Source organism: Zooshikella harenae, assembly GCF_018837975.1.
GTDB lineage: Bacteria > Pseudomonadota > Gammaproteobacteria > Pseudomonadales > Zooshikellaceae > Zooshikella > Zooshikella harenae.
The window spans coordinates 37,266-58,440 of record NZ_JAGSOY010000006.1 but is presented as its reverse complement, the minus strand read 5'-3'; the positions used below and the strand labels follow the sequence as shown (position 1 = coordinate 58,440).

General features: G+C 41.7%; 22 protein-coding genes. 6 read left to right on the top strand and 16 right to left on the bottom strand.

Translation table 11 applies throughout. The features are described 5' to 3' along the window. Positions 1–27: 27 nt before the first annotated feature. Positions 28–1,464, top strand: a complete 1,437-nt coding sequence (locus KCG35_RS04500) for a M48 family metalloprotease (protein ID WP_215818473.1) — start codon at positions 28–30, stop codon at positions 1,462–1,464. A 124-nt stretch (positions 1,465–1,588) separates the two neighbouring features. On the opposite strand, the gene nadA is transcribed toward KCG35_RS04500, so the two are convergent. The 12 genes from nadA to ruvC form a co-directional block, all read right to left on the bottom strand. Continuing rightward, positions 1,589–2,653 (bottom strand): quinolinate synthase NadA, encoded by a 1,065-nt coding sequence (gene nadA, locus KCG35_RS04495; protein ID WP_215818472.1) that lies wholly within the window; start codon positions 2,651–2,653, stop codon positions 1,589–1,591. Positions 2,654–2,828: 175 nt separating this feature from the next. Continuing rightward, complete coding sequence (queE, locus tag KCG35_RS04490) at positions 2,829–3,482, bottom strand: 7-carboxy-7-deazaguanine synthase QueE (protein WP_215818471.1); 654 nt, start codon at positions 3,480–3,482, stop codon at positions 2,829–2,831. A gap of 257 nt (positions 3,483–3,739) precedes the next feature. Next, positions 3,740–4,519 (bottom strand): tol-pal system protein YbgF, encoded by a 780-nt coding sequence (ybgF, locus tag KCG35_RS04485; protein WP_215818470.1) that lies wholly within the window; start codon positions 4,517–4,519, stop codon positions 3,740–3,742. A 168-nt stretch (positions 4,520–4,687) separates the two neighbouring features. Further along, positions 4,688–5,206 carry a peptidoglycan-associated lipoprotein Pal gene (gene pal, locus KCG35_RS04480; RefSeq protein ID WP_215818469.1) on the bottom strand — a complete coding sequence of 173 codons (519 nt, stop codon included), beginning with the start codon at positions 5,204–5,206 and terminating at the stop codon, positions 4,688–4,690. A gap of 59 nt (positions 5,207–5,265) precedes the next feature. Continuing rightward, positions 5,266–6,552: a Tol-Pal system beta propeller repeat protein TolB gene (tolB, locus tag KCG35_RS04475; RefSeq protein ID WP_309227286.1), complete on the bottom strand. Its 1,287-nt coding sequence runs from the start codon at positions 6,550–6,552 to the stop codon at positions 5,266–5,268. A 5-nt stretch (positions 6,553–6,557) separates the two neighbouring features. Next, positions 6,558–7,517, bottom strand: a complete 960-nt coding sequence (tolA, locus tag KCG35_RS04470; RefSeq protein ID WP_215818468.1) for a cell envelope integrity protein TolA — start codon at positions 7,515–7,517, stop codon at positions 6,558–6,560. Positions 7,518–7,530: 13 nt separating this feature from the next. Further along, the gene (tolR, locus tag KCG35_RS04465) at positions 7,531–7,962 is read right to left on the bottom strand and encodes a protein TolR (protein WP_215818467.1); all 432 of its coding nucleotides are present in this window, start codon (positions 7,960–7,962) and stop codon (positions 7,531–7,533) included. A 3-nt stretch (positions 7,963–7,965) separates the two neighbouring features. After that, a complete protein-coding gene (gene tolQ / locus KCG35_RS04460) occupies positions 7,966–8,658 on the bottom strand; it encodes a protein TolQ (RefSeq protein WP_215818466.1) in 693 nt (230 codons plus the stop codon). A gap of 245 nt (positions 8,659–8,903) precedes the next feature. Continuing rightward, positions 8,904–9,302 carry a tol-pal system-associated acyl-CoA thioesterase gene (gene ybgC / locus KCG35_RS04455; protein WP_309227285.1) on the bottom strand — a complete coding sequence of 133 codons (399 nt, stop codon included), beginning with the start codon at positions 9,300–9,302 and terminating at the stop codon, positions 8,904–8,906. A gap of 89 nt (positions 9,303–9,391) precedes the next feature. Next, positions 9,392–10,396: a Holliday junction branch migration DNA helicase RuvB gene (ruvB, locus tag KCG35_RS04450; protein WP_215818465.1), complete on the bottom strand. Its 1,005-nt coding sequence runs from the start codon at positions 10,394–10,396 to the stop codon at positions 9,392–9,394. Between the two features lie 12 nt (positions 10,397–10,408). Further along, complete coding sequence (gene ruvA / locus KCG35_RS04445; protein ID WP_215818464.1) at positions 10,409–11,011, bottom strand: Holliday junction branch migration protein RuvA; 603 nt, start codon at positions 11,009–11,011, stop codon at positions 10,409–10,411. A 40-nt stretch (positions 11,012–11,051) separates the two neighbouring features. Further along, positions 11,052–11,570 (bottom strand): crossover junction endodeoxyribonuclease RuvC, encoded by a 519-nt coding sequence (ruvC, locus tag KCG35_RS04440; protein WP_215818463.1) that lies wholly within the window; start codon positions 11,568–11,570, stop codon positions 11,052–11,054. Positions 11,571–12,715: 1,145 nt separating this feature from the next. Here ruvC and KCG35_RS04435 point away from each other — a divergent pair. Beyond that, a complete protein-coding gene (locus KCG35_RS04435) occupies positions 12,716–13,345 on the top strand; it encodes a class I SAM-dependent methyltransferase (RefSeq protein WP_215818462.1) in 630 nt (209 codons plus the stop codon). A gap of 82 nt (positions 13,346–13,427) precedes the next feature. Continuing rightward, entirely contained in the window at positions 13,428–14,177 is a 750-nt protein-coding gene (locus tag KCG35_RS04430) for a substrate-binding periplasmic protein (RefSeq protein WP_215818461.1), read from the top strand. Positions 14,178–14,187: 10 nt separating this feature from the next. Here KCG35_RS04430 and KCG35_RS04425 read toward each other — a convergent pair whose 3' ends face one another. Continuing rightward, positions 14,188–14,829: a glutathione S-transferase family protein gene (locus KCG35_RS04425; protein WP_215818460.1), complete on the bottom strand. Its 642-nt coding sequence runs from the start codon at positions 14,827–14,829 to the stop codon at positions 14,188–14,190. Positions 14,830–14,890: 61 nt separating this feature from the next. Between KCG35_RS04425 and KCG35_RS04420 the strand changes: the two genes are divergently transcribed. From KCG35_RS04420 to KCG35_RS04410, 3 genes are all read left to right on the top strand, one after another. After that, the gene (locus tag KCG35_RS04420) at positions 14,891–16,330 is read left to right on the top strand and encodes an ATP-binding protein (RefSeq protein ID WP_215818459.1); all 1,440 of its coding nucleotides are present in this window, start codon (positions 14,891–14,893) and stop codon (positions 16,328–16,330) included. Between the two features lie 37 nt (positions 16,331–16,367). Further along, positions 16,368–17,048, top strand: a complete 681-nt coding sequence (locus tag KCG35_RS04415) for a response regulator (RefSeq protein ID WP_215818458.1) — start codon at positions 16,368–16,370, stop codon at positions 17,046–17,048. A 126-nt stretch (positions 17,049–17,174) separates the two neighbouring features. Further along, positions 17,175–17,591, top strand: coding sequence for a Spy/CpxP family protein refolding chaperone (locus tag KCG35_RS04410; protein ID WP_215818457.1), 417 nt, complete (start codon positions 17,175–17,177; stop codon positions 17,589–17,591). A gap of 133 nt (positions 17,592–17,724) precedes the next feature. On the opposite strand, the gene KCG35_RS04405 is transcribed toward KCG35_RS04410, so the two are convergent. The 3 genes from KCG35_RS04405 to KCG35_RS04395 all read right to left on the bottom strand — a co-directional run bounded on the left by KCG35_RS04405 (position 17,725) and on the right by KCG35_RS04395 (position 20,776). After that, on the bottom strand, positions 17,725–18,468 hold the full coding sequence (locus KCG35_RS04405; RefSeq protein ID WP_215818456.1) for a YebC/PmpR family DNA-binding transcriptional regulator: 744 nt from the start codon (positions 18,466–18,468) through the stop codon (positions 17,725–17,727). 182 nt (positions 18,469–18,650) lie between these two features. After that, positions 18,651–20,414, bottom strand: coding sequence for an aspartate--tRNA ligase (gene aspS / locus KCG35_RS04400; protein WP_215818455.1), 1,764 nt, complete (start codon positions 20,412–20,414; stop codon positions 18,651–18,653). A gap of 47 nt (positions 20,415–20,461) precedes the next feature. Further along, positions 20,462–20,776 carry an FmdB family zinc ribbon protein gene (locus tag KCG35_RS04395; protein WP_215818454.1) on the bottom strand — a complete coding sequence of 105 codons (315 nt, stop codon included), beginning with the start codon at positions 20,774–20,776 and terminating at the stop codon, positions 20,462–20,464. Positions 20,777–21,175: the final 399 nt, after the last annotated feature.

Genomic DNA, 21,175 nt, shown 5'->3' with positions numbered 1-21,175 from the left:
TTTATCCGCTGGCGAAAAAATCTCATCATGTTTAAAAAATTTTGCACAACAATATGTACCTGTTCATTGGCTCTTTCATTGACTGCATCAGGGAATGAGCTTTTACTTCCGGACCTAGGGGATAGTAGTTCAGCCATTGTTTCTCCATCCCATGAGCACAAGCTTGGCCGTGCATTTCTCGCCTCCCTTCGCGGCCAGGTCCCCATGCTGCAGGATGCAGAAGTACAGGACTATGTTGAAGAACTGATTTTTAAGCTCATCAATACCAGCGAAGTTAAAGACCGTCGTTTAGAGATCATAGTCATTGATAGTCCTAAGCTTAATGCCTTTGCTGCACCAGGTGGCATTATTGGAATTAACGCAGGTCTTTTTCTCTATGCTAAAAATGAACATCAATTTGCCTCCGTTATTGCCCATGAATTAGCACACTTAAGTCAACGACACTATGCTCGTGGTGTTGAAAATGCTGAACGAAACAAATTGCCTTACATTGCCGCAACTCTTGCCAGCATAGCCGTTCTTGCCGCAGGTGGAGGAGATGCAGGATTTGCGGCACTGGCTACCACACAAGCAGGTATGCGCAGCCAGATGCTCAGTTTTAGCCGACAAAATGAACGGGAAGCTGACAATGTTGGTATTCAAAACCTCTATCGTGCTGGAATGAACCCTCAAGCTATGCCAGCCATGTTTGAGCAAATGAATCGTGCAACACGCTTTCTTGGGCAAAAACCACCTGAATTTTTGTTAACTCACCCTGTCACTCAAAACCGTATCGCGGATTCAAAAAGCCGAGCAACACAATTTCCTAAACAAAATTACACCTATAACTCTCGTTATGGGCTAATCAAAGCAAAAATTAAACTTCATTATGCTAGTACTCCACAAACTGCAGCCAAACAGTTCAAAGCTAATGCCAAGCAAACTGTGGCGCGTTATGGTCTTTCACTGGCACAAACAGCAAGTAGCCAACTAAAACAAGCCCAAAGCACACTCAAACCGCTTTATGAAAAATCACCTGATAATATCCAGTTTGCACTAGCACAAGCGCGACTGGAAAAAGCGATGGGCAATATAAGCCAAGCTAACAAAACAGTGACAACTTTATTGGATATTTATCCAAAAAATCATGCATTAATGTTACAGCTGGCTGAAAACCAGATGGCAGGAAAACAATACGCAAAAGCAGAGCAAACCTTACGCCGTCTTTCACGCAATCGTGCAACCGACCCCTATGTATGGTACTTACTCGCAGAGGCAAGAGGGTTAAATAAAAATATTTTGGGTGTACATGAAGCTCGAGCAGAATACTACCGGCTCAATGGTAATGTTGATAAAGCAATTGAACACCTTGAATACGCACTGAAACTTGCAAAAGGTAAGTTTGCAATTACTGCAAAACTAAACAAACAAATAGAAGACCTAAGAGCCTATAAAAAAGAATTAAAAGACCTTGGCTTTGGTTAAATAAGTTTATTAACCCATACTTCAAGCTTGCAGGCCTGACCATAAAAAAAGCCAACAGGATGTTTATCACTTCTTGTTGGCTCTTTTAATAGCTCTATCACTGATAAGCATAAAGGTACAAAGGCTAAGCATTACCTTTAATTTTAAGCTGATATTCAGCTGCAAACTCAAGCATTCGATTGAGAGGAATCATTGCTCGCTTTGCCAGCTCAGGTTCTACAAATACTTCATTATTACCTTGTTCAAGTGTACTAATAGCATTACCCAAACCATTCATAGCCATCCAGGGACAATGAGCGCAACTCTTACAAGTCGCTCCTGTTCCAGCTGTAGGCGCTTCCAAGAAGGTCTTGCCTGGCGCGGCTTGTCGCATTTTATAAAAAATGCCACGGTCAGTAGCCACAATGAATTGAGGGTTAGGTAAAGACTGCGCCGCTTTTATTAATTGAGATGTTGAACCTACTGCATCAGCTAATTCAACAACAGAAGCAGGGGACTCTGGGTGAACCAACACTGCAGCCTCAGGGTATACCTGTTTCAGGTCTAGGATCCCCTTCGCTTTAAACTCATCATGCACAATACATTCAGAGTGCCACAATATCATGTCAGCATCTGTTTCACGCTGAATATAACTACCTAAATGGCGATCTGGCGCCCAGATAATAGGTTTATCCTGTTCCACCAAATGCTCAACAATAGGAAGCGCAATACTTGATGTCACAACCCAGTCAGCCCTAGCTTTGACCGCCGCAGAAGTGTTTGCATACACAACAACAGACCGATCAGGGTTTGCATCACAAAAAACAGAAAACTCGTCAATGGGACAACCTAAGTCCAATGAGCAAGTTGCTTCCAACGTCGGCATTAACACGCGCTTCTCTGGACTTAAAATTTTTGCGGTTTCCCCCATAAAGCGAACCCCTGCAACCAACAATGTCGAAGCAGAATGTTGGCTACCAAAGCGCGCCATTTCCAGTGAGTCAGAGACACAACCACCTGTTTCTTCAGCAAGCTCTTGGATAATGTCATCGGTATAGTAATGTGCGACCAGTACAGCATCTTCAGCGTTCAACAGCTGTTTTATCTTCTGCTTTAGTTGACGTACTTGCTTACTACTGTACTTATCATTTTGCAAGTGCTCTGTTGCCAGGTAGTCTTTGACAATTTGTCTATTAATATCTGCAGTCATACTTCATCAAGTATCAGGCTAACGAGAAAATTTTGGTGTGGAATAGATGCTACCATATTTGCCACAAAAAATGCCTTGTTAGCGAATAGGTTCTAATAACTCTTTTGAAAAAGAAATTAGAAAAGGTGATAAGGAAAATCCAAAAAGAAGGGAACTTATTTCCAGCAACAGCACGTCAGTGCCCTGGCTCATCATTCCATAAGTATTTGTGGAGCTGCAACTGCATGCGAACAGGTAATCGGTCAGCGAGTATCCACTCTGCAAGCTGTCGTGGCTCTAGCTCATCATGGTGAACCGGTGAAAAAAGAACCTCTGAAACCCGACGCGTTAAATCATATTCATCTATTTTAAACACCGCCCACTGGTAATCTTCTCGACTACCAATAACAAACTTTACCTGATCCTGCTGTTTTAAATGCTCAATATTACTGTATAAGTTACGTTGTAACTCTCCTGAGCTGGGTGTTTTAAGATCCATAACAACAACAATGCGCGGATCAACACGCTCTATTGGTAAAGCGCCACTGGTTTCAAGTGAAACTTCATAGCCTACATCCGCAAGTGCTGTAAGTAATGGCAGACAGTTTGGTTGTGCTAAAGGCTCACCACCTGTGACTGTCACGTAATGTGGCTGATACTGCAGCACTTCAGCCATAATCGCATTCAATGACCAAATTTGACCACCAGAGAAGGCATAGGCAGTATCACAGTAACCACACCTTAGTGGACACCCCGTCAACCGAATAAACACTGTAGGCAAGCCTGCGGTTCTTGTTTCACCCTGCAGTGAATAAAATATCTCTGTTAAGCGAAGCTGCTTTTCACTCATTTTTTTCTACTGCCATAAAACTGGATTATCTTTTATTGCCTGCAATATTTCACTCACAGCATGCTTATAAGAATACATCACAATGGACTTAAGAACTGTAAGCATGAAGAAGAGATGTCAAAATAATAACCGAAGGAAGTCCTGATTATTAAATTTGTTAAACAAGACGATTCATTAGGCGGCGAGAGTATAGCGGAAATCAAATCAAGGAGAAACCAGCAAGTATTACTTGCTGGCAAAAACTAAAACAGTAGGTTTTAGTTAACCTGCTTAAGGAAGGCTGCTGCAAGGTTAGCTGCAGCTGCGTCAGGAAATTCTTTGGTTACTTTTTCTAGATAATGCTTCGCTTGTTTATTATCCCCCAGCTGGAAATAAACCCGACCTAGCTTGTAAGTTGCGTCAGGTAATTTACGGCTTTGAGGAAACTTATTAATCACTTGAGTAAATGCTTCTTTAGCTGGCTCAAGCTGATTTTGTGCCAAGTAAACTTCACCTTGCCAATAATATGCATTATCTGTGTAAGGACCTGATGGGTAAGACTCTACAAATGCCTTTAATGCTGTCAATGCATCATCAAAGCGTTTTTGACGAATCAACTGAAAAGCTGATTTATATGCCTTCTTCTCTTTATCAGATGTGGCAGAAACATCCGTAGCTTGTTGTGCTCCACCACTTTGGGTGCTATTAGCAGAGGCACCAGCTCCACCCGCTGCAAGATCGGAAATTCGCCGATCAAGATCCATATAGCGATCTTTTTGCTCCTGCTGCATACGTTTGATCAGGTATGCTTGCTGCTCTACTAAGCCACGTAAAGACAGCACTTCCTGCTGTAATTCTTCTAACTGCACGAACAACGCGGTACTACTCCCCCCTTGATATCCACGAGAGGGTGCTGCTTGCCCACTGGATCGACCATAAGGCGTAGGCTCAACAACCGGAACCTCAGCATAGGAAGGTAAAATCATAAGTAGACTTGTTGCTGCCAAGCTTAAGCTTGCCAACACATGTTTCACTGTTCGAGCTGTTGAATGAGTCATGACTTAATCGAACCCTAAACACTTTATTGCTGTACCCAAAGATGGATGAATGACACCCATCTATGGCATTGCAAACAATTTAAAAATGTTTGCGGGCACTTGGCAACACATAAACATAATTTGTTGTATTTGCTACCAAGTTACCAATCAGTTCAAACTAAAGTTATTTTAGTAAGCACCATTGGAAACAATAACAGCTCGACGGTTTTGCTGCCAAGATTGGTCATCATGGCCAAGTGCAACAGGTTGCTCTTCACCATAGCTGATTGTTTCAACTTGCTCAGGTGCAACACCTTTTAAAACCAAATAACGCTTAACTGCTTTTGCACGACGTTCGCCAAGAGCTAAGTTATATTCACGGGTTCCACGCTCATCAGTGTGGCCTTGAATAATAATAGTTTCACTAGAGTTAGATGCTAGCTTAGCTGCATGGGCATCAAGTGCAGGATAGTCTTCTGGTAAAATTTTAGAGTCATCAAAGCCAAACAAAAACACCTTTTTATCTAACAGTGCTTGTGTTTGCGCATCAACACTTCCATCAATACCATCAGTTGCAACACCCGTGGTGGCTGATACATCTGCATCTCCTACAGAGCTAGCGCTATCACCACCAGTTGTATTACAACCTGCCAGCCAGGCAACGGAAGATGCAAGCAGTACAACTTTACCGAATTTCAAAAAATCCATAGATAACTCCCGGTTTGCTAAAAAATTGCTTTAGAGAAAACAAACACTACATGGTGACATTAATAAGTGAAGTTTGACCATGCAGGTTCGCGTACATCCCCTTGCTTCGAAGGCAAGTTAAGTTTCACAGCCCCATCTGCAGAAACGGCAGACAACACACCACGCTGGCCTTGCATAGAGCCATACAGTAGCATGGTACCATTTGGCGCAACACTAGGTGATTCATCCAATGAAGTAGACGTCAGTAGACGCATTCTTCCCGTTTCAAGCTCTAAAACAGCAATATTAAATTGTGCAACTCCCTGCCCTTTATGAACCATGGCAATTTGTTTGCCATCTGGGAAAACCCTGGCTCTAGCATTGTATTTACCCTCATGTGTCAGTCGCTCAGCTTTGCCAGTTGCCAGTGTCGACTTATATATTTGTGGTGAACCACCACGGTTTGAAGTAAACACGATAGCTGAGCCATCTGGCATCCAACTTGGTTCAGTATCAATCCCAAAGTGTTTAGTGATTTGCCGTAAGGCACCTGAATTGACATCAACCAAGTAAATATCAGGGTTTCCACCTTTAGACAGCACAACCGCTAGCTGCCGACCATCTGGCGACCAAGCGGGAGAGCTATTTAAACCTTTATAATTTGTTATACGACGCTGTTTGCCTGTTGCCAGATCCTGAATATAAATACCAGGTCTGCCTCCTTTAAAGGAGACAAAAGCAACCTTTTTATTGTCGGGTGACCAAGTAGGAGAAAGAATGGGTTCACTCGAGGTATAAATGGCTCGCGCATTATAGCCATCAGCATCAGCGTAGTTCAATTGGTAACGTGAACGCTGTCCACCCAATCGTTCGGCGGTAACATACATGATTTTCGTATCAAACGCACCACGTATTCCAGTTATTTTTTCATAGACCTGATCACTGATACGGTGTGCTAATTTACGAACATTAGTGCTCGCAATTTTGCCTGCTGCTAAGCTTTGTTGGCGAACAACATCAAGGATTGAGAAACTGGCCTCATAGCGACCACCAGCATTGTTAATATTGCCAACTACGAGATACTCGACATCTGACTTACGCCAGTCAGCAAAAACCACATCACCTTCTGTATGTGGCATGCTAAGCATATTATTTGGATCAAAAGGGTCAAATTGCCCTGTACGTTTTAAGTCACTGTTTACAATATTGGCTATATCCTCAGGGCTACTACCTCCAAAAGGCACAACCGCTACAGAAACAGCACTATCAACACCCTGAGTAATTTCAATGGTGAGCTCTGCTAACGCCTGCTGTCCATAGAATGATACCAGCAGCAGCGTCAGCATTGTGGAAATAATTTTTTTCACTGCGCTTAGTCCTCCGGGTTACTAAAATTCATAGCAAATCGACGAAAATTACTTTCAAACACTCGCGGTTTGAGCTGCCTTAACTCAGGAATTCGTGCTACACGCTCCACAGCTTGTACTGCCGAACGGTCAAATAATGGGTTACCACTGGACTGAATAACAGTTACATTCACAACTTCCCCAGTAGGAACTAATTGAATTTGTAACCCCACTTGCAACCCTTTGGTCAAAAAACTGGGTTTTCGCCAATTCTGTTCAACAAGTTGCTTAATTAAGGCTGTCATTGAAGCAACTTGTTTTTGACTCGCAGCCGCTTCCTGTCGAGCACGCTCATCAGCTTCTTCTGCAGCCAACATTTTCTCCAACTCAGACTCTTGCTGACGACGCAAGGCCTCTTCTTTTGCTTTACGCTCACGTTCTTGGCGTGCTTTAGCTTCACGTTGCTTACGCAATTTTTCCTGCTGAGCACGCTTAGCAGCCTCAGCTGCCTTTCTTTTAGCTTCAGCTGCTGCTTTTTGTTTCGCTTCTGCAGCCGCTTTACGTTTTGCCTCTGCTGCAGCTTTACGCTTAACTTCTTCCGCTTTTTTCCTAGCCGCTTCTTGTTGCGCTTTTTCTTGTGCTTTACGTTTAACCGCTTCAGCCGCTGTGCGTTTAGCATCCTCTGCCGCTTTACGCTTGGCTGCTTCAGCTGCTTTTTTCTTAGCCTCCTCAGCCGCTTTGCGCTTAGCTTCTTCCGCTTTTTGTTTTGCTTGCTGATTAACTTTATTTTTTTGAGGTGTTGCCGCTTTTTGCTGCTGTTTTGTTGTTGATTTTAAGCCTACTAATCTTGCTTGAATCAACTTAGGCTGTTTAACCGTATGTCGCTCTGTAGGTGATGGCCAAGCTATAGATACAGCTATAATCATGATCAAATGCAACCCCACTGCTAATACAGCAGGTAATGTATAACCGTTTGGAAACCTCACAAACTAACCACTTCTATTGAGTCAAATCTTGCGGGTCTGTAATTAAGCCAACATTTGGCACACCTGCTTGCTGCAAAGCAGCCATCGCGGTCACAACAATGCCATAGTCAACCTTTTCGTCCCCTTTGATTAAAACCATACGATTAGGCTTAACACGTAGTATTTTACTCACCTGCTCTGTAATTGCGTCCAAAGGTACGGGTTGATCTTGCTGCTTACCAATATTGATGTAATAAGTGCCATCTTCTTTTACTGAAACAATGATAGCTTCTTCGTCTTCTTTTACATCCAACGGCTTAGCATTAGTCTTGGGTAAATCAACATTAACCCCCTGAGTGAGCATAGGTGCAGTGACCATAAATACGATCAGCAGAACTAACATAACATCAATGTAAGGCACTACATTAATATCTGATATCTGCTTGCGTGTTGCACGCCTTGCCATAACTTACCCCTGCTTCCGCGGCCGGCTATGCACATTACGGTGTAGTATGCTAGAAAACTCTTCAGAGAAAGTGTCATAGCTATTAAGCACCGTATCAACACGTGCAGAAAAACGGTTATAAGCGACAACAGCAGGAATTGCAGCTAACAAACCCATTGCTGTTGCCACTAACGCTTCCGCAATACCTGGTGCAACTGTTGCCAAAGTCGCCTGTGTCTGGTTAGCAAGTCCTCTAAAAGAGTCCATGATACCTATTACCGTGCCAAATAAACCAATATAGGGGCTAATTGAGCCTACGGTTGCTAAAAAAGGCAGGTTCGTTTCCAAACGCTCCTGTTCACGAGACATTGCCACACGCATTGCACGCTGAGTGCCTTCCATTACGGCATCTGCATCAGCACCAGAATCTTGCTTCAGTCGTGTAAATTCTTTAAAGCCTGAGCGAAAAATATGCTCCATTCCACTATCAGGATCAGGGTCATTGGTCACTTGTCTAAATAGTTTTGATAAATCTATACCAGACCAAAACCGGTCTTCAAATGCAGACGCTGCACGACGTGCATTTATTATCAAAAATGCACGCTGAATGATCATAACCCATGAAACAATCGACGCGCCTACTAAAATAAGCATCACTAACTGTACAACCCAGCTAGCTTGTAGAATCAAAGACCAAATGGACAAAGACTCAGTCACTACATCCCCCTAACGGAGTACCCGTAAATGCAATAGTATTAAAACGTTAGCCGGCAACTAAATTACATTTTTTAGCACTGGTATACTGATTAGATAGATCAATGACCACTTTGGTTTCCATCATTTCATCCTACCTATCAGCAGACATCTGCAATCAAAGACGACACCTGCTAAATACTTGCCTAATAAAAAGCAGGGCGAATCATAACACTGCACATTGTTACTTGTCGTTGTTTTACGAAGACTTATGCAATTTTACAAATAAGATCACGAGGAATAGCCTGAGGCTTTAACGAATCAAATGTGACGCAAGCAACTTTAACCTTCGCTTCACACAGAAGTTCTCTTGTTTCACTTAATGTAACCTGCTGATGAAACACTAAATATGTACGCTTAACTTCGGATAATGACACGCTAACATCTATTTTATCATCAAGCTTGGCAGGCTTTTTATAATCCACCGTAGCGCTATGGACAACAAACATCACATTTTGTTCATGAAGCTTTGCCTGCTCATACCCATACTGTCTTAAATATTCAGTGCGGGCTCTCTCCATAAACTTAAGGTAGTTAACATAATAAACAATACCTCCCGCATCTGTATCCTCATAATAAATACGAAAATTTAAGGCAAAAATGGACACAGCAACTCCATAAATAATGACAGTGAAAAGGTAATTTGTTGCCTGCTAAAGGATAGCCAGCCTACCGCTGTTAAATCAGGCTGTCATAGCTAAGCAGGTTTAGGTAAGCCTAAGTGGTGATAAACGGCATCTGTAACAACCCGACCACGAGGTGTACGCAAGATATAACCCTGCTGCATTAAATAAGGTTCAAGCACATCTTCTATTGTGCCTCTCTCCTCACTAATCGCTGCAGCCAAGCTATCAACCCCTACAGGACCACCATTAAACTTCTCAATAATTGTTAACAGCAGCCTTCTATCCTGTTGATCAAAGCCAATATGGTCAATGGCCAACATAGACAGCGCCTGATCTGCCATGGGTTGCGTAATGATGCCCTCACCCCTGACTTCTGCATAATCTCTTACTCGGCGCAATAGCCGGTTTGCAATTCGAGGAGTACCGCGAGAACGCTTTGCTACTTCAGTAGCCCCTTCAGACTCAATAGCTACTCCTAAAATATTGGCAGAACGAGTTACGATATGAGTTAAATCAGGTACATTATAAAACTCAAGTCGCTGCACTATACCAAACCGGTCTCGTAATGGTGAAGTTAGCAGCCCTGCCCTGGTAGTTGCCCCCACCAATGTAAATGGTGGCAGGTCAAGCTTAATAGAACGTGCCGCAGGCCCCTCACCAATCATAATATCCAGTTGATAGTCTTCCATTGCTGGATAAAGCACTTCTTCAACCATTGGGCTTAAGCGATGAATTTCATCAATAAATAACACATCACCTGGCTCCAAATTAGTGAGTAAGGCAGCAATATCACCCGCTTTTTCAAGAACAGGTCCCGAGGTTGTTTTCAACTGCACATTCATTTCTGTTGCCAGAATGTTTGCCAGTGTTGTTTTTCCCAACCCAGGAGGCCCAAAAATCAATGTATGGTCTAAAGCCTCATTTCGCTGTCGTGCTGCATTAATAAAGATTTCCATTTGTTCGCGAACTTGAGGTTGTCCAACATAGTCTTGCAGACGTTTAGGGCGAATAGCTCGATCCTGTGAATCTTCCCTCCCAGAGGCTGCAGGTGCTACAAGTCGATCAGCTTCAATCACACAGCACCCCCCTTACTTCACCATGCCTTTCAAAGCGAGCCGTATTAGCTCTTCTCGTGTTGCACCTGTCTGGTAGTGAGCCTTGATAGCTTTCTCTGCATCAGAGGCCTTATAACCTAGCGCTTGCAATGCACTAACTGCATCCTGCAATACATCATGCTCACCGGACTGATCTGATGGCATAGAGAATAATGACCCACTGTCAGTTTCCCAGCCTTTTAATCGGTCACGCATTTCAATCAACAAGCGTTCTGCCGTCTTTTTACCAACCCCTGGCAACTTAACTAATGTTGCAGTGTCTTGGCGCTGTATACTATGTACAAAGTCTTGAGTTTCCATACCCGAAAGAATGGTTAGCGCCAATTTAGGCCCAACCCCATTCACCTTAATTAACGCACGGAATAACATTCGCTCTTGCTGAGTGACAAACCCATAAAGTTGATGGGCATCATCTCTTATTGCTAAGTGTGTAAAGAGCGTAACCTCACCACCGACTTCAGGTAACTGATAAAAGCTACTCATTGGAGCCTCTAACTCATAACCCACCCCCTGCACATCAATCATCAGCTCAGGAGGCTGTTTTATGATCAAAACCCCTTTTAAACGTCCAATCATAAAATTAAGTTCGCATGTTCAAACATCAACTAATAATGCTTCAGCGTATCCGACGTCGCCGTGTACTTGAAGCCCCTGCAATTTTGATTAAGCTTTGTTGTGTATGGGCATGACACAAAGCTACAGCCAACGCATCAGCGGCATCAGCAGGGGGGCAACGCGATAACTTCAATAAATGTTGCACCATATGCTGAACTTGAGACTTATCTGCACCACCTTTGCCCACCACCGACTGCTTTACCTGCCTGGCAGAATACTCTGACACTGGCAGCCCTTGAGCTACAGCAGCCACAATTGCCGCGCCTCGAGCCTGTCCCAGTTTTAATGCAGAATCTGCATTCCTCGCCATAAATACCTGTTCAATCCCAACGGATTGGGGCATATAACGTTCAATAACAGCAGTTATACCCTGAAATATCTCTTGCAACCGATCAGGTAGATCAGTTGTTGTCATTCGGATACAACCACTTGCAACATAGTCAGTTTTTGCCCCTAGCTGGCTAATCAAACCATAACCAGTGACTCTAGAGCCTGGGTCAATACCTAAAATAATTGCCATGGTTAAATAATGTACTACCCTAAATCAAATTACTGTATAATTATACATCTATTGTAGTGATATCAAGTAGCTAAATAATGCTAATGTGCATTTATAATCAACTAACCAGCCTTTTCCTCAAATACCAGGACTCTCATTTTCATAAATAACTCATCTAAGCATCACTTTGATGAATCAGAAACCTCCTGTTACAAACAAGTTCCTTTTGTTACCAAAACACAGTATTTCTTCTCCTGACAAGGGACTATTCTGTTTGGACGAGTAGCTCGCGAAACATTAGCTAGCAGCAAATAATAAAACTATTACAACCGATGATTATGTCTGAGTCCCAAAAGTCTATCCTTACGATTTCAGCAATTGTCTCCTGCCTGTTCATTATATTGTTAACAGCCAATTTGCTATGACGTAATCTAGTTAGCTCAATTACAAGAGCACTCCCCTTTCCTGCCATCACTAATACATCTGACTATTGGCCTTGCATATCAACAGTGCTTGCTGTGTTTTTACGCACTTAAAAGCCCTACCTTAACTAATGACAGCTCTACGAGTTTCCCCCCCCCGCTTAAGTAATCAATTAACCAGTCAGCATCATTAAACTGCTCGCACCCTGTAACTTCTTTGCAACAAAATATAGGTAATATAACAACAATTCTATAGTGTGCAGTTAATCCTCAGTATTAACCGTAACACTGTAGTTACTTTCCATAACCTTAGATTAAAAGCATGATAATTATCAAAAGAATCAAACTTTCTGATAATTCACCATTGCTAAACTTAAAAAATTGTAGTAATTTTACAACATAAGTTATTCAGACATTCATTTTTAAACGAAACCTACATTCCATGAAGGAGGTGAGGTAGCACTATCTCAGGATTGATTTCGTTTTGGTCAGAACATCTTGATCAAAACCAACACGTTTTAAGCCATCTTTATATCAGCTTGTGTCAAGATCGTTATCTCCTCTTACTGCTTAACGTTCCAAAACCCTCTCACTGCATGACACAAGCTGTTTTTTTTCCCTCCTCTTAACCCTTACTAAAAAGCAATTTAATCCTCGCTTGCTTGCCTAAACCTTATTATTTACACTTCAAAGTATTTCTCACTGCTACTTATACGGCAAACAAGGAGGTAGAACTACCCAGTTATGCCATACTTCAACGAATATAATGAACCTAACACTATTCAAGCACATGGTATTGTGGTGCTTGAAAAAAAACACCACGCCATTAAAACACTAAAAAGAAAGCACAAGCCGTCAGTGCATGGCCATAAGCTCTGGCATTCAAGCTTTTTATTAATGGATTATCTAAATTTTCACCCTTTGCCTAATAAAACCTCCTTATTAGAAGTTGGTTGTGGCTGGGGAACGACAAGTATATTTTGTGCTAAACGCTTTAACGCAAAAGCTACAGGTGTAGACCTAGACTCAAGTGTCTTTCCTTATCTTCAAACGTTGGCTGATTTCAACCAGGTAACCATTGATACTGAGCAAGCTCCTCTTGAAAAACTCAGTAAAGCAAAGCTGGCACAGCATCACACCGTATTAGGGACTGATATCTGTTTCTGGGATGAGTTAGTCAGCAAGGTATACAACCTAATTCGACGCTCTCTGCAGGCAGGAGTTAAGCAGGTTGTTCTCGCAGATCCAGGTCGCTCTACCTTTCACCAACTGGCTGAACGCTGTAGCAAAAAGTACCCAACGGAGTGTCACCCTTGGTATACCCAGGATCCAGAGTTCATCTCTGGTTACATTCTTTGTGTTAATGCATCCTAATATTTACTGACACTCCTGCCTTGCCAAGCCTTGACTATACTGTTAGCAGTACAGCGACCTCTCAACTAATATGGCGGTTTTCGTGAGATATAGTCTATGGCTTGTGCTCGGCCTGGTATACGTAAAGAGTTTTGCCCTCGAACTTAATATTCGTGTTGTAACCGAGGAGTTCCCCCCTTATAACTATACCCAGGACAACAAACTGGTTGGTCTCAGCACCAACATTGTCCAGGCAGTATTCAAAGAGCTAAAGATAAACCCAGAAATTAGGGTTTATCCCTGGGTAAGAGCCTACCAAACAGCACTAAATGAACCAAATACACTCATCTTTTCTATTGGCAGAAACCATAAACGCGAAAATCTATTCAATTGGATAGGGGTCATTGCACCAGCCAAATCTTTCTTGTTTAGACTACCAAGCCGAAATGACATCGTTATAAGCACACTTCAAGATGCCAAGCCCTATTTAATGGGAACCTTTCCTGAAAGCGTTCGAGAACAGTATTTAATCGGAAATGGATTTGAGAAAGGCGTTCATTTAGTCAGCACCTATAGCTATGAAAAAAGCTTCAACTTGTTGGTCAATAAACGTATTGACCTTTGGGCAATGAATGAACTGGTAGCATACTATATAGCCCGCAAAGCGGGCTATGACCCTCACAAAACGCTAAAAAAAACCTTTTTTTTAAAGGAGCTTTCTCCTGAAGGTTATTACATGGCATTCAATAAAGAGACTGATGACACTATCGTGCAAGCCTTTAAAAATGGACTTGAAGCCATCAAACAAAAAGGACTCTTCCAACAAATTCAACAACAGCACTTTGGAAAATAAAATTCAGCCACTAGGACGAAAGCAGCTTTTCATCAACCTGCATGCACTCTTTAAACAATGGTTCTTGCCATATACGCTCTAAGTACGCAGCCAAGATTGGCCAACGTAATGGATCAATTTCATAATTAGCGTAACGAGCATTTAAAAACTGACTACCTAATGAAATCTCAACAATGCCGAATGTATCAAATACATAGTCAGAAACGGGTACATGAGATTCTAAATAATCAAGTACAGGTGGAATATCTTGATTAATTGTCTTTTCAACCTTTTGTTCATCAGCTGGCTGCTTTTTAAATCTTTGTTTAACGACACGTTCCAGAAATAGAGGCGGACCTAAAACTTCCATAACTCGACTGTCAGCATATTCCTCAAACCACAAAGCTTGTGCTTTGAGTTTTGGATCAGCAGGATACAATTCATATTGCTGGCCATATTGGTCATTTAAATACAAACAGATAATCGTTGAGTCAGGAATTGTTAAATCACCATCAACTAATACAGGTATTTTCCGGAGAGGATTAAGTCGATCAAAATCCTTTGGTAGTTCAAAAGGTATGACAGGCTTAAGTTCGTAATTTATCTTCAATAGCTTCAATGACACTATAACTTTACGAACAAAAGGTGATAAAGGAACTCCATAGAGAAGCATGAGCATACTCCCTTAGCTGCATTTTAAAAGTAATACGCTAAAAGCACATCATGACCAAACCATGAAACAACAGATAAACTCATCAAATCCTAGCACAATTTTTCTCAGCATACGCTGGAAGCTGTATATTCTTGTCGTTATTGCAACCTGCTTAGTCGCCTTAATGATGCTGGGATTAATACAATGGAATTTTGATCGAGGCTTTTTAAAATATATTAATCAACAAGATAAAAACCAACTTGAACAGATCATTCCAGAGCTTACTAGGTATTATCAACAAAGTAACAGTTGGCAACCTTTAGTTGATCAACCACAACACTGGGCTGAGTTACTGATAAAAGCGCTCAACCCAACAAGAAGAGAGTCTCGCCCTCCCATACCTATACATCGACCTCGATTTAGAGCCTTTCTACGTCGCTATGTCTTACTTAATGAAGAACAACAATTATTAATTGGCCATGTCCCTAAACAAGCTGTCCCTCTAACACTCCCAATTGAGATAAATAACCAACTTGTAGGCCATGTTGGGGTTATTCCAAGAAAGGAACTCACGGACTTTAATGATATTGCTTTTGCTGAATCTCAGCGCCAACTACTGCTTATTTTTACCGGGATCGTCATCGCATTAAGCGCCCTCTTGAGCATTCCCCTTGCAGGCTCAATAGTTAAACCCATTCAAAAACTTCGAACCGCGATGAATACCTTGGCAAGTCAAAAGCAAGCCGCAACATTGGAAATTAAGCAGCATGATGAAATTGGTTTACTCGCTGCAGACTTCAATCAATTAAGTAACATTCTGGAACACCAGGAACATTTAAGACGACAATGGTTAGCGGATATAGCTCATGAACTTCGTACTCCAATCAGTGTTTTACAAGCTGAGCTTGAAGCAATTGAAGATGGCATCCGACCACTGACCCTTAACAGTATTCAATCACTACAAGATGACCTAGGGCGATTAACACGCTTAGTTAACGACTTACATCACTTAGCCCAAGAAGATACAGGTGCAATTGACTATCATTTGTCATCTCAACCCTTGCAACCTATTTTAGAAAAGTTAGTTAAACGCCATACACCACTTCTTGAAAAACACCAGTTATCCATATCCATAAATGACCAATGCATCAAGCCAATTGCCTTGAAAATTGATGCTGATCGCATACAACAATTGTTCATTAATTTACTGTTCAATTCTTTACACTACACAGATAGCCCCGGACAAATACATGTTTCACTTAAAACGCTTGATCATAATTTAACTGTGACCTGGGAGGATTCGGCGCCAGAGGTCCCAAAGAATTCACTTCCTTACTTGTTCGACCGACTTTACCGTGTTGATACATCCAGGCAGCGCGTAAAAGGTGGAGCAGGTTTAGGCTTAGCGATAGTGAAAGCAATTTGTGAAGCGCACCAAGCTCAGGTCACAGCCCAACAATCTTCTCTGGGAGGTTTAAAATTAATCATCAATTTTCCATTATCATCCAACACTAAAACCTAAGCTATCAGTGGCAAACTTTCATTAATAATGTATCACTATGGAAAAACAAATACTGATTGTTGAAGATGAAGCAAAGCTTGCTCAGCTTATGGCTGACTACATAAAACACGCAGGCTTTAGTCCATATATTCTTAATGAGGGCACATATGCAGTTTCGTGGGTAAAAACACACCAACCACAACTTATTTTGCTGGATTTGATGCTCCCGGGCATGGATGGCATTGAAATATGTAAACAAATACGTACATTTACCAATACGCCACTCATCATGGTCACGGCACGCATTGATGAAATAGATCGTTTATTAGGGTTGGAGCTAGGAGCAGATGACTATATTTGTAAGCCATTTAGCCCACGAGAAGTTGTTGCAAGAGTTAAAGCTGTGCTCCGTCGAACAAATGAGCCTACCTTTACTGAAAATGAGTTGCTTCATTTAGATAAACACCAACTCCGCGCTACATATATTGGAGAATATGTACCACTGACAACAATTGAATTCCAACTATTAGCGATTCTTGTTGATAACCCTCACCATATATTTAGTCGTAGCCAACTCATGGATAAGATCTATCAAGACCACCGGATTGTAAGTGAACGCACCATTGACAGCCATATCAAAAAAATTCGAAAAAAACTAGCGATGATAAATGATAATCAGGAAATAATTCATTCAGTGTATGGTGCTGGTTACAAGTATGAAGTTAACATATCCTCATAACACATAATTTTCCAAAAGCACGTATATAAAAGACATATCAACTTCCTTTTTTCATCCACATTTCTTCCTTAATTAGTTTGTATCTTACATCTCATACACCAAACAACAGATTATGAGGTGATCGACATGAAGAAAAATCTGAAGCTAAAAGTTATCGCTCTGGTACTACCTCTAGCGTTAGGTGGACTTGCTTGGGGTGAGCAGAATGAAGGGCGACCCGACCCAGGAGAGCGTGCAGCTCAAGAGCTTGGGTTAACCGCTGAGCAGAAGCAATCATTTCAAAGCATCATGAAAGCTCAGCACCAACAGCGCAAAGCAGTACATGAAAAATACCGTGATCAAATTCAAACAGAAATGGACCAGGTTTATCAAGGCACCTTAAATCAGCTTGAAAGTGTGCTAACACCTGAACAGATCGAAAAGTTTAAAGCTCATCATGAACAGCGCCAACAAGCAATGATGGAAAAAGGCCATCGTGGTAAAAAGCGTGGTAGAAACTGTGGTCAGGGTTGGCAACAAAAAAATACAGAAGCAGGAATATAGGACAAGGTAACGAAAAAAGCAGAGGTCAAAGCCTCTGCTTTACTACTCACTTATAAAATAGTCAGCTTACATTTAAAGGTACTAAGGTGCATTAAATGTAAGTAACTAAAACAGATTTAAGAGAAACAGCCTTTTACAAGGACTCAAGCAGTGAGTCTGGAAAATCTGCATTAGAATAAACATTTTGCACATCATCCAAATCTTCTAAGCGATCAATCAGCTTAAGAACCTTGTCACCATCTTCATCTGTTAAGGCAACAGTCGTTGATGGAATCATTGTAACTTCAGCATTAACAGGTTCTAATCCTGCTTCAACCAGTGCTGCTTTTACTTCAGAAAAATCAGCAGGCTCGGTAACAACATCAACAGATCCATCATCATTACTAATAATATCTTCGGCTCCAGCCTCAAGGGCAGCCTCCATGACAGAATCTTCATCAATATCTGGCGAAAAACAAATTTGTCCTTTTTTGGCAAACAGGTAGGCAACAGAGCCATCAGTACCTAAATTGCCGCCATGTTTTGAAAAAGCATGACGGACTTCTGCCACCGTTCTATTACGGTTATCAGTCATAACCTCAACATAAACTGCAACACCTGCAGGTCCATAACCTTCGTACGTTAATTCCTCAACATTATCATTGTCATTAGTACCTGCACCTCGAGCAATTGCACGATCAATCGTGTCACGTGTCATATTATTGCTTAAGGCTTTATCAACGGCGGCACGTAATCTTGGGTTATCTTCGGGTATAGAACCACCCTGTTTAGCCGAAACAACTAACTCACGAATTAATTTCGTGAAAATTTTACCTCGTTTCGCATCTTGTGCTGCTTTACGGTGTTTAATATTGGCCCATTTACTATGACCAGCCATAACTCTTTCTCCTAAATCGTTTACAGCAAGACTGTCATCTTTTGGAATTCATCACTTGGATTTAGCTCAATAACAAGCAAGCCTGAAAGAAAAAAGAGGACACTCCTGAAATACTTTTTGCTTTAAAAACTGTGACTCAGCAATTGCTGAGTCACAGTTTTTACGCAGATTCTAATGGGTTACTAAATATGTTTGCGAATACGGATATTCAGTTCATGCAACTGCTGTGTATCCACCTCACTTGGTGCCTGTGTCATTACACATGATGCTGTTTGAGTTTTTGGAAACGCAATCACTTCTCTAATTGAAGAAGTCTCTGTCATTAACATGACCAAACGATCCAAGCCAAACGCTAATCCACCATGAGGAGGACAGCCATATTTCAAGGCATCCAATAGGAAGCCAAACTTATCTTTTAGCTCTTCTTCGCCCAATCCAAGTACTTCAAAGACCGCTTCCTGCATCTGCTGATCATGAATACGAATTGAACCACCACCCAGTTCAGTACCATTCAATACCATGTCATAGGCTCTAGAAAGTGCAGCTTCTGGATTAGTTTTTAGCTCATCAGGAGAACATGCGGGAGAAGTAAACGGGTGATGCAGTGCGGTCCAGCCACCTTTACCATTATCTTCAAACATGGGGAAATCTACTACCCATAATGGCGCCCAAGGCCGCTCGATAAGATTTAAATCTTCACCCAGTTTGACTCGAAGTGCACCAATAGACTCATTAACCACTTTAGTCTTATCTGCACCAAAGAAAATGATATCTCCATCTTTTGCATCCAGGCGTTTCATCAACACCTGAACAGTTTCTTCAGGAATGTGTTTTACAATAGGAGACTGTAAACCACTAACCCCTTCATTAACAGCATTTACCTTAATCCAGGCTAAGCCCTTTGCACCATAGATACTGACATACTTACCATAATCATCTATTTGCTTACGAGACAGTGAAGCACCACCAGGTACTTTCAACGCGACTACACGCCCTTTTGGATCATTGGCAGGACCATTAAACACCTTAAACTCAACACTTTGCATTAAATCATCAATGCTGGTCAGCTCTAATGGAATACGTAAATCGGGACGGTCAGAACCAAAACGCTCCATAGCTTCAGCGTAAGTCATTCGAGGGAAGTCACCCAAATCAATTTCCAGCAGATTGCTAAACAACTGACGAACCATTTTTTCAGTCATTGACATAATGCCTTCTTCATCCATAAAAGAAGTCTCAATGTCAATTTGAGTAAACTCTGGCTGACGATCTGCACGCAAGTCTTCATCACGAAAACACTTAGCAATTTGGAAATAACGGTCAAATCCAGACACCATTAACAGCTGTTTAAACAGCTGGGGAGACTGAGGAAGCGCATAGAAACTCCCAGGATGAACCCGACTTGGCACCAAATAATCTCGCGCACCTTCAGGTGTAGCTCGGGTTAAAATTGGTGTTTCAATATCCAAAAATCCATTTTCATCCAAAAAGCTTCGAATAATCGAAGTTACTTTGGAGCGGAAACGCAGCTTATTTTGCATTTCTGGTCGACGTAAATCGAGAAAGCGGTATTTAAGACGAACGTCTTCACCTACTGCAGAGTACTCATCTAAAGGAAAAGGAGGCGTTTCTGCCTGATTGAGGATTTCAATTTGTTTACCAAGTACCTCTATTTCGCCAGTAGCCATCTCAGGGTTATTTGAACCTTCTGGGCGCGCTCTTACCTTACCCACAATTGAGATCACATATTCACTACGTACTTTGTCAGCTAACTGGAAAGCAGCTTGCTCATCTGGATCAAACACGACCTGAGCGATACCCTCACGATCACGCACATCTAGAAAGATCACACCACCATGATCTCGTCTCCGATGAACCCAACCGCACAGTTTTACTTCCTCTCCAATGTGAGATGCTCTTAAGTCGCCGCAATAATGGCTGCGCATAATAGTTGTACCCTGTTTTACTAAATTGACATTCGATAATCAGACGATTAGCTACTGGTTGTGGATGCTTTTGCAGGTGCTTTCGCTGAGCCAGAAGAGGCATTCTTATTGCTGGCGTTTGATTCATTACTCTTACTGGCAGATGCTTTACTATCGCTCTCAGCCAGATTCTTTTTCTTACCTGTTTTGAAATCAGTCTCGTACCAGCCCCCACCTTTTAATCGAAAAGCAGGCGCACTTAATCTCTTACGAAGGGCATCAGTATTACACTGAGGGCAAGTAACCAATGGTTCATCACTTACCTTCTGGATAACTTCCAAAGCATGTTGGCATTGGCCACACTCATATTCATAGATTGGCATTGACTTTTCACCTCGACTACAACAGTCAACTAACCGTGTTCTATCTAGTTCAGACAAAGCCGAGCATTATAGCGCACCTTGCTAAAAAAGGTCAGCCTTTTCAGCACAGCCTTAATGCTTATTGATACTTAGCAAGCACTCGCACTCTGCAGAAACACCCTTGCTAGAATTTGCACGTAAAAGTAAAGCTAAACATCAAGCAACACTTTTTCTCTAACCTGTTCAATCAAAATATTTAATAAAACTAATATACATGATAAGTGCCTGATACTTGTCAAGAAAAAAACCAATGTAAAAAATAGAAATGATAGTCACACTCTTTTACATTAACGATTCAAACTGGACTTAACATCAAAACAACAAAAAATAGCAAATATATAAAAAGTGGTGGTTTAAAGG

Coding starts and splice junctions, on each gene's coding strand:
- KCG35_RS04500 (WP_215818473.1), top strand. CDS start 28: ATGTTTAAAAAATTTTGCACAACAATATGTACCTGTTCATTGGCTCTT.
- nadA (WP_215818472.1), bottom strand. CDS start 2,653: ATGACTGCAGATATTAATAGACAAATTGTCAAAGACTACCTGGCAACA.
- queE (WP_215818471.1), bottom strand. CDS start 3,482: ATGAGTGAAAAGCAGCTTCGCTTAACAGAGATATTTTATTCACTGCAG.
- ybgF (WP_215818470.1), bottom strand. CDS start 4,519: ATGACTCATTCAACAGCTCGAACAGTGAAACATGTGTTGGCAAGCTTA.
- pal (WP_215818469.1), bottom strand. CDS start 5,206: ATGGATTTTTTGAAATTCGGTAAAGTTGTACTGCTTGCATCTTCCGTT.
- tolR (WP_215818467.1), bottom strand. CDS start 7,962: ATGGCAAGGCGTGCAACACGCAAGCAGATATCAGATATTAATGTAGTG.
- ruvA (WP_215818464.1), bottom strand. CDS start 11,011: ATGATTGGACGTTTAAAAGGGGTTTTGATCATAAAACAGCCTCCTGAG.
- ruvC (WP_215818463.1), bottom strand. CDS start 11,570: ATGGCAATTATTTTAGGTATTGACCCAGGCTCTAGAGTCACTGGTTAT.
- KCG35_RS04435 (WP_215818462.1), top strand. CDS start 12,716: ATGCCATACTTCAACGAATATAATGAACCTAACACTATTCAAGCACAT.
- KCG35_RS04425 (WP_215818460.1), bottom strand. CDS start 14,829: ATGCTTCTCTATGGAGTTCCTTTATCACCTTTTGTTCGTAAAGTTATA.
- KCG35_RS04420 (WP_215818459.1), top strand. CDS start 14,891: ATGAAACAACAGATAAACTCATCAAATCCTAGCACAATTTTTCTCAGC.
- KCG35_RS04415 (WP_215818458.1), top strand. CDS start 16,368: ATGGAAAAACAAATACTGATTGTTGAAGATGAAGCAAAGCTTGCTCAG.
- KCG35_RS04410 (WP_215818457.1), top strand. CDS start 17,175: ATGAAGAAAAATCTGAAGCTAAAAGTTATCGCTCTGGTACTACCTCTA.
- KCG35_RS04405 (WP_215818456.1), bottom strand. CDS start 18,468: ATGGCTGGTCATAGTAAATGGGCCAATATTAAACACCGTAAAGCAGCA.
- aspS (WP_215818455.1), bottom strand. CDS start 20,414: ATGCGCAGCCATTATTGCGGCGACTTAAGAGCATCTCACATTGGAGAG.
- KCG35_RS04395 (WP_215818454.1), bottom strand. CDS start 20,776: ATGCCAATCTATGAATATGAGTGTGGCCAATGCCAACATGCTTTGGAA.